This is a genomic window from Pseudomonas machongensis, assembly GCF_034961125.1.
GTDB lineage: Bacteria > Pseudomonadota > Gammaproteobacteria > Pseudomonadales > Pseudomonadaceae > Aquipseudomonas > Aquipseudomonas machongensis.
In genome coordinates, this window is the sequence record NZ_JAYFUI010000197.1 from 192,983 (window position 1) to 206,064 (window position 13,082).

General features: G+C 62.6%; 11 protein-coding genes and 2 pseudogenes. 7 read left to right on the forward strand and 6 right to left on the reverse strand.

Features of this window, described 5'->3' with window-relative positions:
* The first annotated feature begins 1 nt into the window (after position 1).
* Positions 2-3,277, forward strand: a complete 3,276-nt coding sequence (locus tag VA602_RS26595) for a transporter substrate-binding domain-containing protein (RefSeq protein ID WP_323454784.1) — start codon at positions 2-4, stop codon at positions 3,275-3,277.
* Here the strand turns inward: VA602_RS26595 and VA602_RS26925 are convergent.
* From VA602_RS26925 to gntR, 3 genes and pseudogenes are all read right to left on the reverse strand, one after another.
* A complete protein-coding gene (locus VA602_RS26925) occupies positions 3,252-3,746 on the reverse strand; it encodes a methyl-accepting chemotaxis protein (protein WP_370672098.1) in 495 nt (164 codons plus the stop codon). The two genes, VA602_RS26595 and VA602_RS26925, sit on opposite strands and share 26 nt — an antisense overlap.
* 42 nt (positions 3,747-3,788) lie before the next feature.
* A pseudogene (locus VA602_RS26930) lies at positions 3,789-4,571 on the reverse strand (PAS domain-containing protein); the annotation flags it as partial.
* Positions 4,572-4,698: 127 nt separating this feature from the next.
* Complete coding sequence (gene gntR / locus VA602_RS26605; RefSeq protein WP_323454786.1) at positions 4,699-5,718, reverse strand: HTH-type transcriptional regulator GntR; 1,020 nt, start codon at positions 5,716-5,718, stop codon at positions 4,699-4,701.
* 195 nt (positions 5,719-5,913) lie between these two features.
* On the opposite strand from gntR, the gene VA602_RS26610 reads away from it, so the two are divergent.
* From VA602_RS26610 to VA602_RS26620, 3 genes are all read left to right on the forward strand, one after another.
* A complete protein-coding gene (locus VA602_RS26610; RefSeq protein ID WP_323454787.1) occupies positions 5,914-6,453 on the forward strand; it encodes a gluconokinase in 540 nt (179 codons plus the stop codon).
* Positions 6,454-6,564: 111 nt separating this feature from the next.
* The gene (locus VA602_RS26615; protein WP_065863646.1) at positions 6,565-7,917 is read left to right on the forward strand and encodes a GntP family permease; all 1,353 of its coding nucleotides are present in this window, start codon (positions 6,565-6,567) and stop codon (positions 7,915-7,917) included.
* 97 nt (positions 7,918-8,014) lie between these two features.
* The gene (locus VA602_RS26620; protein ID WP_323454796.1) at positions 8,015-8,302 is read left to right on the forward strand and encodes a hypothetical protein; all 288 of its coding nucleotides are present in this window, start codon (positions 8,015-8,017) and stop codon (positions 8,300-8,302) included.
* Positions 8,303-8,311: 9 nt separating this feature from the next.
* Here VA602_RS26620 and VA602_RS26625 read toward each other — a convergent pair.
* Both VA602_RS26625 and VA602_RS26630 read right to left on the reverse strand, forming a co-directional pair.
* Positions 8,312-8,476 (reverse strand): annotated as a pseudogene (locus VA602_RS26625) (helix-turn-helix domain-containing protein); the annotation flags it as partial.
* A gap of 128 nt (positions 8,477-8,604) precedes the next feature.
* The gene (locus VA602_RS26630; protein WP_323454788.1) at positions 8,605-9,501 is read right to left on the reverse strand and encodes a LysR family transcriptional regulator; all 897 of its coding nucleotides are present in this window, start codon (positions 9,499-9,501) and stop codon (positions 8,605-8,607) included.
* A gap of 112 nt (positions 9,502-9,613) precedes the next feature.
* On the opposite strand from VA602_RS26630, the gene VA602_RS26635 reads away from it, so the two are divergent.
* From VA602_RS26635 to VA602_RS26645, 3 genes are all read left to right on the forward strand, one after another.
* Complete coding sequence (locus VA602_RS26635) at positions 9,614-10,009, forward strand: RidA family protein (protein WP_323454789.1); 396 nt, start codon at positions 9,614-9,616, stop codon at positions 10,007-10,009.
* A gap of 210 nt (positions 10,010-10,219) precedes the next feature.
* Entirely contained in the window at positions 10,220-11,317 is a 1,098-nt protein-coding gene (locus VA602_RS26640; RefSeq protein WP_323454790.1) for a carboxynorspermidine decarboxylase, read from the forward strand.
* 31 nt (positions 11,318-11,348) lie between these two features.
* Entirely contained in the window at positions 11,349-12,593 is a 1,245-nt protein-coding gene (locus VA602_RS26645) for a saccharopine dehydrogenase family protein (RefSeq protein ID WP_063545038.1), read from the forward strand.
* A gap of 111 nt (positions 12,594-12,704) precedes the next feature.
* Here VA602_RS26645 and VA602_RS26650 read toward each other — a convergent pair.
* On the reverse strand, positions 12,705-13,082 hold a 378-nt coding region (locus tag VA602_RS26650; RefSeq protein ID WP_323454791.1), incomplete at its 5' end, for a transposase.

The following is a 13,082-nucleotide window of genomic DNA, read 5'->3' on the forward strand; positions in this document are numbered from 1 at the left end:
GATGAGGCACACCCTTGGCGGCCTGCTACTGGTAGCGGCGGCCCTGCTGATATCGGGCGCCGCCATTGGTGAAAGCGAACCGCGACACTTGCTGGCTCGCTCGATCAGTGCCAGTGTCGCGCTGCCGCTGAGCGACAGCGACCGCCAGTGGCTGCGCGAGCGCAAGGTGCTGGTCCTGGGCAGTTCGCGTCCTGACTACCCCCCCTTTGAAATCAATGTCAGCCCAAACGACTACGAGGGGTTGAGTGCGGACTATGCTGGCCTGATCGGCGAGCAACTGGGCATGCCGATCGAAGTACGCCGTTTTGCCAGTCGCACGGCGGCCATCGAAGCCCTGCACCAGGGGCAGATCGACCTGCTTGGCAGCTCCAATGGCTTCGAAGCAGCCGATGCCAAGTTGTCCCTGAGCCAAACCTATGCCGACGACCTTCCGGTGATCGTCACACGTCAGGACCGCCCCCAGTTGCACAGTGAGGATCTGGCCGGCCTGCGCCTGGCCATGGTCGATCACTACCTGCCCAAGGCGGCTGTCCAAGCCCTGTATCCCCAGGCGCAGCTGATCCTCTACAGCTCGACCTACGCAGGCCTCAGCGCAGTGGCGCAGGGTGATGCCGATGCCTACATCGGCGATGCCATCAGCTCGGACTTCGCTATTGGACGAGCCTATCAAGGCCTGGTGCGCATCGACCATTTCGTCCAGGCACCCGCAGGCGCTTTCGCCTTCGCACTGGACCAGCACAACACCAGGCTACTCGGCCTGGTCGACCAGGCGTTACAGAGGATTACCGACAGCGAGCGCCTGAACATCCTGCGCCGCTGGTCCAGTGGCAACACCAGCCTGCTCCTGCAGCGTCGCCTTTCCACGCTCACCGATGAAGAACAACGCTGGCTGGCCAGAGCCCCCAGGATACGGGTACTGATCAATCCAAGCTTTGCACCAATCACATTCAACGACACCCAGCAGCAACCCAACGGCATTACACTGGAGGTTCTCAAACAGATCACTTTGCGCACAGGCCTGCGTTTCGACATCGTTGAACGCAACTCCGTGGCGGCCATGGTCGATGAGGTGGCACGGGGTGATGCACAGCTGGTCGGAGCCCTGGACTACAGCCCGTCGCGCGCATCGCGCGTGCGTTTCACCCGCCCCTACCTGGTCAGTCCCAACGTGCAGGTCGTGCGCCGCACCAGCACGCAGGCCGGGCCACAGAACGCACAACGCATCGCGCTGGTGCGTGACGGTTCCCAGGAGGTCGCGCTGCGCCAGCGTTATCCGCAGGCTCATGTGGTCGAGGCCAGCAACACGTTGGCGATGATGGAGTCGGTGGCCAAGGGCAATACCGACGTTGCGCTGATCAGCAACATCAGCGCGTCCTACTACCTGACTCATGTGTTCAAGGACAGGTTGCGCATCGCCGGCTTGCAGGACGACAGCCAGACAGCAATAGCTTTTGCCGTGGCGCCCGATCTGCCGCAACTGCAGTCGATCATGGACAAGGCGTTGCTGAGTATCCCGCCGGAAGAACTGGACCAGTTGATCAACCGTTGGCGTACCAGCACCATCGTCAGCGATAGCCTGTGGGGCAACTACCGCTCGCTAGCGTTGCAGGTGCTGGTGCTTTCGGCATTTTTGCTGGCCGGCGTGGTGTTCTGGAACGGCTATCTGCGCAAGTTGATCCACCAGCGCAGCGAGGCACAACGGGCGCTTCAGGCCCAGCTCACGCTCAGCCGCAGCCTGCTCGAACAGTTGCGCCAGGCCAAGGAGGATGCCGAGCGTGCCAGCCAGGCCAAAAGCAGCTTCCTGGCAATCATGAGCCATGAGATCCGCACCCCCATGAACGCGGTGATCGGGCTGCTGGAACTGGCACTCGAAGACAACCGTCAAGGCCACAGCGACCCGCAGGGCTTGCAGACTGCACACGATGCCGCACTCGGCCTGCTCGACCTGATCGGCGACATTCTCGACATCTCGCGCATCGAGTCCGGGCACATGGTCTTGCAGCCCGTAGCCACCGACCTGGTCGAGCTCGTCCGCTCGACCGTGCGCGCCTTCGAAGCCAATGCCAAGGTCAAGGGACTGACGCTTCAAACCAGGCTCCCAGAGTCGCCGATCTGGGCCTCTGTCGATCCGGTAAGGCTACGCCAGGTGGTGTCCAACCTGCTCAGCAATGCGATCACGTTCACCGAGCAAGGCCAGGTCGAAGTCGGTCTGATCGTGCAGGCACAGACCAAAGATGTCCTGCAGGTGGAACTGCAGGTGCAAGACAGCGGCATCGGCATCAGCGAAGCCGATCAGGCCAGGCTGTTCCAGGCCTTCGCCCAACTCGACGGCCAGCGCGCACGCCATGGTGCCGGGCTGGGTCTGATCATCAGCCGTACACTGTGCCAGCTCATGGGCGGCGTCCTGCAACTGCAGAGCCTGCAGGGCGTCGGCACCCGAATCGATATAAGCCTGTCGCTGCCGAGCGCCGAGCCCCTGGTCGCGCAGCCCCTGCCCGAACTACTCGGCGACACTGCCCAGGCCGGTCCTTTGCATATCCTGGTCGTGGATGACTACCCGGCCAACCTCATGCTCCTCGAAAAGCAACTATGCACTCTCGGGCACAAGGTGCGCCTGGCTGAAAATGGCCAGACGGCCCTGGCACTCTGGCAGACAGAGGCGTTCGACCTGGTGATCACCGACTGCAGCATGCCCGTGATGGATGGCCACGAGCTGGCACGCCGCATCCGTGCATTGGAACGCGAACGCGGTGCCCAGCCCTGCCGAATCCTCGGCGTCACGGCCAACGCCCAGGCCGAAGCCAAGGCACAGTGCCTGGCCGATGGCATGGACGAGTGCCTGTTCAAACCGATCGACCTGCGTACCCTCAAGGCCCACTTGCCCCAGGCGCCGGCTACCGAGGCAACGCCCCCGGAAGATGCACCGCCTGACAGTGGTTTCGACATTGCTCAGTTGCGCCATCTCACCCAGGATGACGTAGAGCTGACTCGGCGCCTGCTCGAACAACTCGCCCAGAGCACCGCGCAAGACCTGCAGGCCCTGCGCGAACTGGCGCCGGGCCACACATCGACGCAGGTGAAAACGCTGGTGCACCGGATCAAAGGCGGTGCGCGCATGCTCAAGGTCAGGGGTGTGGTCCGCGATTGCGAAACGCTGGAACAGGCACTGGCCGATGGAGCGCCCAGCGATGCATTGCTCGCGCGCCTGGAGGCAAACCTCCAGGGCCTGGAGCGTCAGTTGCGCGAGGGGCTCAATGCAATTGCAAGGTCGAACTGATCTGGCTGATTGCATCGACCACGTGACGTGACCCTTGCTGGATCTCCATGATCACGGTACCGGCCTCGTTGGCCAGCTCCACGCCCAACCCCGTGCGCGACAGGCTCGACTGCATGCTGGCCACCGCCGTCAGTGACAGATCGTGATTCTGTCGCACCACCTCGACGATCTCCAGCGTGGCTTTGCTGGTCCGCGCCGCCAGGCTGCGCACCTCGTCAGCCACAACCGCGAAACCGCGCCCGTGCTCACCGGCCCGGGCGGCCTCGATGGCGGCATTGAGTGCCAACAGGTTGGTCTGGTCGGCAATCCCGCGAATGGTCAGGACGATCTTTCCGATCAGCTCCGACTGCTTGCTCACCGCATCGATGCTGCGCGCCGCGTCGTTGAGCTCCTCGGAAATCTGCTCGATCACCTGCACCGTCTGCTGCACCACCTGGGTTCCCTTGCGCGCGCAGGCGTCGGTCTGCACGGAGCTTGCGTGAGCCGCATCGGCCGCGCTCTGCTGGGTGCTGACCTGATTAGTGATGTCGCTGGCGAACTTGACCACCTTGTACAGGCGGCCCTTGCCATCGAAGATCGGATTATAGGAAGCCTCCAGGTACACCGTCTGGCCCTGCTTGTTGACCCGTTCGAAGCGGTGGGAGTGATACTCGCCCCGGTTGAGCGATGCCCAGAACTCCCGGTACTGGGGCGATTCACGCTCATGAGGCAGGCAGAACAACCCATGATGACGCCCCGTGACCTCCTCCAGGCGATAGCCCATGGTATCGAGGAAGTTCTGGTTGGCCTTGATCACCCGCCCCTCGGGGGTGAACTCGATCACCGCCATCGAGCGACCGATGGCCTTGAGCAGGCTTTCGCTCTCATGCTCTTCGTTGACCCTGCGGGTGATGTCGGCCGCGACCTTGATCACGCTGGTAACCTGCTGTTGATCATCGAGCACTGGCATGTAGCTCGCCTCCAGCCACACCTCGCGCCCGGACTTGTCGATACGTTCGAACGTACCGCTGATCGCCTTGCCCTGCCCCAGCTCGTGCCATAGCTGCTGGTACTCGGCGCTCTTGGCATAGGTTGGGTCGCAGAACAGACGGTGGTGCTTGCCGCGGATCTCATCGGCGCTGTAGCCCATCGTTGCGCAGAAGTGGTCGTTGGCGTCGAGGATGGTGCCATCCGGGGCGAACTCGATCATCGCCATGGAGCGACTGATCGCGGCCAACTTGGCTTCCATGCCTGCCAGTGCCTGGCGGCTACGCTGAATCTCGATCAGGTCGGACTTGCGATGGTACTCGAACATGCGCCGGGCCTCCTTGTGTGCGCAGGGGTTTCCTGAGCATAGATGGGCCCCGCCGCCATGCAAGCGATCTGATATCACCTTGTGATTAGGCGGTTTCGAAGGGTGATTCGACCACACCCGCACCCGGTCAGGTGCTTTCCCGCACCACCAACTCGAAGCCCATGTCCTGCTGCCGCTCCACGTCCCGCTTGCCGTCGAGCAGACTCAACAGCGCCTGCGCGGCAGTGCGCCCCACAGCGGCCCTTGGCGTACGGATCGAGGTCAGGCGCGGCACCATGTGCGCCGAAGCCGGCAGGTCGTTGAAGCCGACCATCGCCACCTGCCGCGGAACCTCGACACCTTGGCGCAACGCCTGGAGCACCGCGCCCTGGGCCAGGTCATCGTTGCAGAAGAACAGGCCGTCGACATCCGGTGCCTTGGCCAGCAAACGGCTAAACAGCTCGCCACCAAGGCCGATCGATGAGGGTTGTGGGTCCAGCATCTCCAGCTCCGGCGCCTGCAAGCCGGCCTCCAACAAGGCCTGGCGAAACCCCTCGGCGCGCTGCATCACCCGCGGATCGAGCTGCGCCGCGATGAAGCCCAGGCGCCTGCGGCCACGCTCAATGAGGTGGCGAGCGGCGGCGCGACCCGCCTGCTGCTGCGAAAACCCCACCGACAGGGCGCCCGGCTCCCCGCCAAGCTCCATCATGTGGACACAGGGCACGCCGCTGGCTGCGAGCATCTGCCGCGAAGCATCGCTGCGCTCGAACCCGGTCAGCAGGATGCCGCAGGGCTGGTAGGCCAGGTAGTTGCGGATCAGGTTCTCTTCCTCGGCGCTGTCGTAGTGATAGTTGCCGATCAGCACTTCCAACCCGCGTGGACGCATCACCTCGTGAATCGCCTCCAGCGTGTCGATGAACAGTTGGTTGGACAGCGATGGAATCAATACCACCACCGACTGGCTGCGTGCCGATGCCAGGGCACGGGCGGCCGGGTTGGCCACGTACCCCAGGCTCGCTGCGGCGGCAATGACCTTTTCCACCAACTCCGGTGCAACCGTGCTGACGCCGCGCAGCGCGCGCGAAGCGGTAATGGGAGAAACCCCTGAAAGCCTGGCGACTTCGGCCAGAGTGGGACGACCTGTGGTGCGGGAGCCGGTGCGGGTCATGAATGTTGTAATTTTACTACTTGCAAGAAGTGGGAACGGTCACTAAGGTAGCGCTGTCTCAGGACGCAGGCAACGTAATAATTGCCGCAGCATCCATACTGCGTATCACAAGATCAATAACACCCGGGAGGGTGGCGCTTGCACCACTGCTCGTCGAGAGCAAGACAGCGCTGTCTTACCCCGCAGGAGGTACCGATGAACCTTTCCCCTTGCGCCATCGTGGTCATGGGCGTGGCAGGCTGCGGCAAAAGCTGCGTCGGCCAGGCCGTTGCTGCGCGTAGTGGCGGACGCCTGATCGAGGGCGACGCCTTCCACCCTGCCGAAAACATCCAGAAGATGAGCGCCGGCATTCCCCTGGACGACAACGACCGTGCCGGTTGGCTGGTACGCCTGGGCGAAGAGCTGCAGGCCATTCTCCAGGCCGGCGAACGCCCGATCCTCACCTGCTCGGCGCTCAAGCGCCGCTACCGCGACACCCTGCGCCAGGCCGTGCCAGGCCTGGGCTTCGTCTTTCTCGAATTGAGCCCTGAAGAGGCCGAGAAACGCGTGCTCGCACGCCCCGGCCACTTCATGCCGGCAAGCCTCATCAGTAGCCAGTTCGCGACCCTCGAGTCGCCGCGTGGCGAACCGCTCACGCTGGCGCTGGACGCCACGCGTCCAATCGAAGCACTTGCCGAATCCGTGCACGACTGGCTAAAGCCCTGCGGTGACCGGCACCTGGCGCGAACTGCCTGATCCGGCGGTTTTCCGGCTCACCAAAGACAGCGCTGTCCCGACGCCTGCGGGCGTCAAAAGTTCACTCAAGTTTCGCCATTACAACAACGACAAGACCGAGGCATAGACACCATGTTCGGACTGGCTACTGATACCTACCTGCTGCTCGACGCGCTCGTTACCATCGTCGGGCTCATCCTGCTGATCACCCATTTCAAGGTCCACCCCTTCGTCGCCCTGACCCTGGCCGCAGGCTTTCTCGGCCTGACCTCCGGCATGCCGGTGGCCAAGGTCATGAAATCGTTCCAGGACGGCTTCGGCGGCGTGCTCGGCTTTGTCGGCATCGTCCTGGCGCTGGGGACCATGCTCGGCAAGCTGATGGCCGACTCCGGCGGCGCCGACCAGATCGCACAGACGCTGATCCGAGCCTTCGGCAAGCAGAAAGTGCATTGGGCGATGATGTTCGCCGCATTCCTGGTGGGCATCCCACTGTTCTTCGAGATCGGCTTCGTGCTGCTGATCCCGCTGGTATTCATCGTCGCCCGCCGCTCCGGGGTGTCGCTGGTGAAGATCGGCATCCCGCTGCTGGCAGGGCTCTCGGTGGTGCATGGCCTGGTGCCGCCGCACCCTGGGCCATTGCTGGCGATCGGCATTTTCCACGCCGATATCGGCAAGACCATCTTCTACGGCCTGCTGGTGGCGCTGCCTACTGCAGTCATCGCCGGGCCGCTGTTCGGTAACTTCATCTCCCGCTACATTCCGGGCAACCCGTCCCAGGAGCTGATGGACCAGATCGCCCGCGACTCCGACCAGAAAAACCTGCCCAGCTTCACCATCACGCTGGTCACCGTGCTGCTGCCAGTGGCGCTCATGTTGCTCAAGACCTTTGCCGACGTGGTACTCCCGACTGACCATATCGTGCGTCAGTGGATGGACCTGATCGGCCACCCCATCACCGCGCTGCTCGCCGCCTTGCTCCTGGCGTTCTACACCTTCGGTTCGGCCCGCGGTTTCAGCCGTCAGCAGATCATGAAGATGCTCGACCAGAGCCTGGCGCCCACCGCGGCGATCGTGCTGATCGTCGGTGCAGGCGGCGGCTTCAAGCAGATGCTGGTGGACACCGGCGTTGGCAACGTGATCGGACAGATGGCCGTGCAGGCTGAAATTTCACCCATCATGCTGGCCTGGCTGGTGGCGGCGGTGATCCGCATCGCTACAGGTTCGGCAACCGTGGCGACCATCACCGGCGCCGGTATCGTCGCGCCGGTGATCGAACTGGTGCCGGGGGTGAACCGTGAGCTGCTGGTACTGGCCACCGGCGCCGGCTCGCTGATTCTGTCCCACGTCAACGACGCCGGGTTCTGGCTGGTCAAGCAGTACTTCAACATGACCGTGGCCGAGACCTTCAAGACCTGGAGCATGATGGAAACCATCCTGTCCGTGGTCGGCATCATCTTCATCATGCTGTTGTCGATGGTGGTGTGACCGTCGGTCGGGATGATGGCACCTTGCTGAGCAGGACGGGGCCCAAGAGAAAGATGCCCCTGTCCTGCGCAAAGGAGTTTGCCCCATGAAGCGATCCCTGCCCCGTACCTGCCTGCTCGCCGCCCTGCTCTGCTCACCACTGGCCATGGCGGTTGGCACCGGCACCACCTACCCGGACGATCCACATAACCCCGCGCCACAACCTGGTGTAGACAGCACCCTCAACCCGGTTGAGAAACCCATGCCGCGCGATACCGACCCGCGGATTCAGGGCAATGACCCGGAAAGCCCGCCGGCTCGGCAGAATGACAACCGCGACCTGCCCGGGATGGACGGCAGCGGCTCGGAGGGTAATGGTAGCCAGGGCGGCGGTGGCAAGCCCTGACGGTCACCACTACCGCTTGTCCGGCCTGCTCAACCCCAGCTTTTCGATCTTGTAGCGGAGCATGCCGCGTGACGGCCCCAGCAAGCGTGCCGACTTGGTGACATTCCGGTCGGTGCGCTCAAGGGTTTGGCAGGCCCTGTCGCGGTCCATGTCCGGCAGGCTGGCTCCGACCTCGAGGCGCTGGGGTTCGTATACAGCGTGATGAGCCATGAAACGGCTGCGAGGTGTGCTTGAGCCTCTCCATGACCGGCGGTATTGCCCAACGCCCAACGCGCGCCTTATCCGGTCGGGTGAGGCTCTGATCAGCGCCCCATCACCTCCACCACCCAGTCGATGAACACTCGCAACCGCGCGCCCACATGCCGATTCGGCGGATAAGCGACGTACAACGGCATCGGCTCCAACTGCCAATCTTCGAACACCCGCACCAGCGCACCACTGGCCAGTGGCGCGCGGGCCATGTAGTCCGGCAGCCACAGCACCCCAAGCCCAGCTACCCCGGCCGCTAGGTAGGCGTTGCCATCGTCCACCGCCAGCACCTGGGTACCGCGGACCTGCAGCCGCTCGGTGCCGCGAACGAGGGCATAGGGCAGCGGTTTGCCGGTACGTGCCCAGAGAAAACCTACCGTACGGTGGTCAGAACCCTCCAGGTCCGAAGGGTGGGCAGGAGTGCCAAGGCGTTCGAGGTAAGCCGGCGCCGCATACACCCCCAACTGCAGGTCGGCAACCTTGCGCGCCATCAGCGACTGGTCCAGCAGTTCGCCTCCGCGCACCACGCAATCGACATGCTCGCCAATGATGTCGACGATACGATCGCTGACGCCCATGTCGATCTGGATGTCCGGGTAGCGGGCATGGAAGTCCGGCAGGGCCGGCACCAGCACAAGGCTTGCCAACGGGCTCGGTACATCGACCCGCAACTTGCCTCGCGGCAGGCCGGCAGCGCCGCTGAGGCTACTCTCCGCATCCTCGAGCTCCGCCAACAGGCGCAACACCCGCTGGTAGAACTGCTCGCCATCGCGGGTCACGCTCACTTTGCGCGTGGTGCGGTTGAGCAGGCGCACGCGCAGGCGGGTTTCCAACTGCTGCACCAGCTGGGTCACACTGGTGCGGCTCATGTGCAGCGTCTCTGCAGCCTTGGTGAAACTGCCCGCCTCTACCACCCGCGCAAAGGCACGCATTGCGTCGAACCGGTCCATCAGCGCCTCGATTGTTTGGAATCAACAAACAATGATAACCAGACTGGCACGTTTATCGAACAGGTCTGGGCTCGTACAGTCGCCCCATCACCCCCTTGATGGAGAAAACACCATGAACCAGCGCGACGTCGTATTCCCTGCTGGCCGTCAGGCCCTGTACGACATCAATCACTACTCCCCGGCCGCGCGCAGCAACGGCTTGCTGTTCGTCTCCGGGCAAGTTGGCAGCCGCGAGGACGGCTCACCCGAGCCGGGCCTGGAAAACCAGGTGCGCCGGGCCTTCGCCAATCTCGAGGCGATTCTCGCCGCCGCCGGTTGCAGCTTCGCTGACGTGCAGGACGTGACCCTGTTCATCGTCGACCCACAAAACAAGTTCCAGGCCATCTGGGACTTGGTGCGCGCTGAATTCTGGGGGTCAGCACCTTACCCAACGGTAACGGCTGTCGGGGTAACCTGGTTGTACGGCTTCGATTTCGAGATCAAGGTGGTGGCGCGGTTGCCGCAGTGATGTAGGGAGGCAGATGGCCCTATCGCGGGGCAAGTCGAGGCCATCTGCCTCCACAACGATTAAGACAGTCACATTCCCCTGCTCTACTCCCCTCACGCGGCCCGCAGCCTGCGAGCTCGGACGAAATGCGCATCGCGCCCTTTCGATATGCGGCAAGTGAAGGCACAATGCGTGTCCTTTTTTTGGCCGGCCTGGCCGGGGGCCTTTGAAATGATCAAGACGCCGTACTACCTCATCGACAAACCCAAGCTGCTGGGCAACCTGGAGAAGATCGCCTACGTGCGCGAACACTCCGGCGCCAAGGCCTTGCTCGCCCTCAAGTGCTTCGCCACCTGGTCGGTATTCGACCTGATGGAGCAGTACATGGACGGCACCACCTCCTCCTCGCTCTACGAGCTCAAGCTCGGCCGCCAGAAGTTCGCCGGCGAGACCCACGCCTACAGCGTGGCCTGGGCCGACGATGAGGTCGAGGAAATGCTGGAGAACTGCGACAAGATCATCTTCAACTCCATCGGCCAGCTCCAGCGCTTCGCCGAGCAGTCCGAAGGCAAGACCCGCGGCCTGCGCGTCAACCCGCAGGTGAGCAGCTCCGACTACCTGCTGGCCGACCCGGCGCGTCCGTTCAGCCGCCTGGGCGAATGGGATCCGGAAAAGATCGAAAAGGTGATCGGCACGATTTCCGGCTTCATGTTCCACAACAACTGCGAAAACGGTGACTTCAGCCTGTTCGACAAGATGCTCTCGCACATCGAAGAGCGCTTCGGCCATTTGCTGCACCAGGTCCAGTGGGTCAGCCTCGGCGGCGGCATCCACTTCACCGGCGAAGGCTACGCACTCGACGCTTTCTGCGCCCGCCTGAAAGGCTTCTCCGAGAAGTACGGCGTGCAGGTCTACCTGGAGCCCGGTGAAGCGGCGATCACCAACAGCGCCTCGCTGGAAGTCACCGTGCTCGACACGCTCTACAACGGCAAGCACCTGGCCGTGGTCGACAGCTCCATCGAAGCGCACATGCTCGATCTGCTGATCTACCGCCTCAACGCCAAGATGGCCCCCAACGACGGCGAGCACACCTACATGGTCTGCGGCAAGTCGTGCCTGGCCGGCGACATCTTCGGCGAATACCAATTCGATCGTCCTCTGGCCATCGGCGATCGCCTGTCGTTCATCGACGCGGCGGGCTACACCATGGTCAAGAAGAACTGGTTCAACGGTCTGAAGATGCCGGCCATCGTCGTCAAACAGCTCGACGGCAGCGTCGAGGTCAAGCGCGAGTTCGGTTTCGAAGACTACGTTTCCAGCCTGTCGTAAGACCGGCTTTCAGTAAGGAGCAAGGGATAAATTGAAGAAGAACGTTCTTATCATTGGTGCAGGAGGTGTCGCCAAGGTGGTGGCCCACAAGTGCGCACAGCATAACGACGAACTCGGTCGTATTGCGATTGCGTCACGGAACATCTCCAAATGCCAGGCCATCATCGACAGCGTCAAGGCCAAGGGTAGCCTCAAGGTACCCGCAGACATCCAGGCCTTCTCGCTCAACGCCCTCGATGTCGAGGCGACCAAGGCACTGATCCGCGAGACCGAATCGCAGATCGTGATCAACGTCGGTTCCGCCTTCCTCAACATGTCGGTGCTGCGTGCCTGCATCGATACCGGTGTCGCCTATCTCGATACCGCGATTCACGAAGAACCGGGCAAGATCTGCGAAACCCCGCCCTGGTATGGCAACTACGAGTGGAAGCATCTCGAGGAGTGCCAGCAGAAGAACATTACCGCCATTCTCGGTGTCGGCTTCGACCCGGGTGTGGTGAACAGCTACGCAAAACTCGCGCAGCAGCAGTATTTCGACCGCATTGATTCGATCGACATTCTCGATGTCAATGCAGGTTCCCACGGCAAGTACTTCGCCACCAACTTCGACCCGGAAATCAACTTCCGCGAGTTCACCGGGCAGGTATGGAGCTGGCAGAACAGCCAGTGGACCAGCAACACCATGTTCGAGGTCAAGCGCACCGACGACCTCCCGGTGGTGGGTTCGCAGAACCTCTACCTGACCGGTCACGATGAAGTACATTCGATCTCGAAGAACCTGAACGTACCCAATGTGCGTTTCTGGATGAGCTTCGGCGAACACTACATCAACGTGTTCACCGTGCTGAAGAACCTCGGCCTGCTCTCCGAGCAACCGGTCAAGACCGCCGAAGGCCTTGAAGTCGTGCCGCTGAAAGTGGTCAAGGCCGTACTGCCCGATCCGGCTTCCCTGGCTCCGGGCTACACCGGCAAGACCTGCATCGGCGATCTGGTCAAAGGCACCAAGGACGGCCAGGCACGCGAAGTGTTCATCTACAACGTCGCCGACCACGAAGAAGCCTACGCCGAGACCGACAGCCAGGGCATCTCCTACACCGCTGGCGTGCCGCCAGTGGCCGCAGCCCTGCTGGTCGCCCGCGGCGAGTGGGATGCAGGGCGCATGGTCAACGTCGAGGAACTGCCCGCCGAGCCGTTCCTCAAGGCGCTGGACGTGATGGGCCTGCCGACCCGCGTCAAGGATGAAAAAGGCGATCGTCCATGGGACGCTGAAGCCTAAGCAGCAAAACGAAGGGGCGCCCGTTCAGACTGTGTGAAAACACACTGACAAGCCTTAGACCAGACGCCCCGACTTGTTCGGGGCGTTTGTTTTTGTGCTGAAAAAGGCTCTTCAGCCCATCAGTTGCATCATTTTCTTGGCACCCAGGACGCTGATCGCTCGCTTGAGGTTGTAAGCGGTCACGGCCAGCGACATCTCAGCTCTTGTCCCTTCGAGTTGTCGCAGCAGGAAGCGCCCGTTCCCAAATAACCATTGTTTGAGATTGCCAAACGGGTGCTCCACGATGGATCTGCGCCGTTCCATCATCTCTGGATGCAGTTGCATCCGCTGCGCCATACGCTCAAAGGCTTCCTCTTGAGCGTGACGTGAGACATAGCGGCGCTTGGCCGTCGTGCATTGGGCTTTCAGCGCGCACCCGGCACAATCACTGATCGCCGCCTGGTAGATCCGGTCGCCCTTGTGGCGCTGCTTCAGCGTTAGCCACTGACC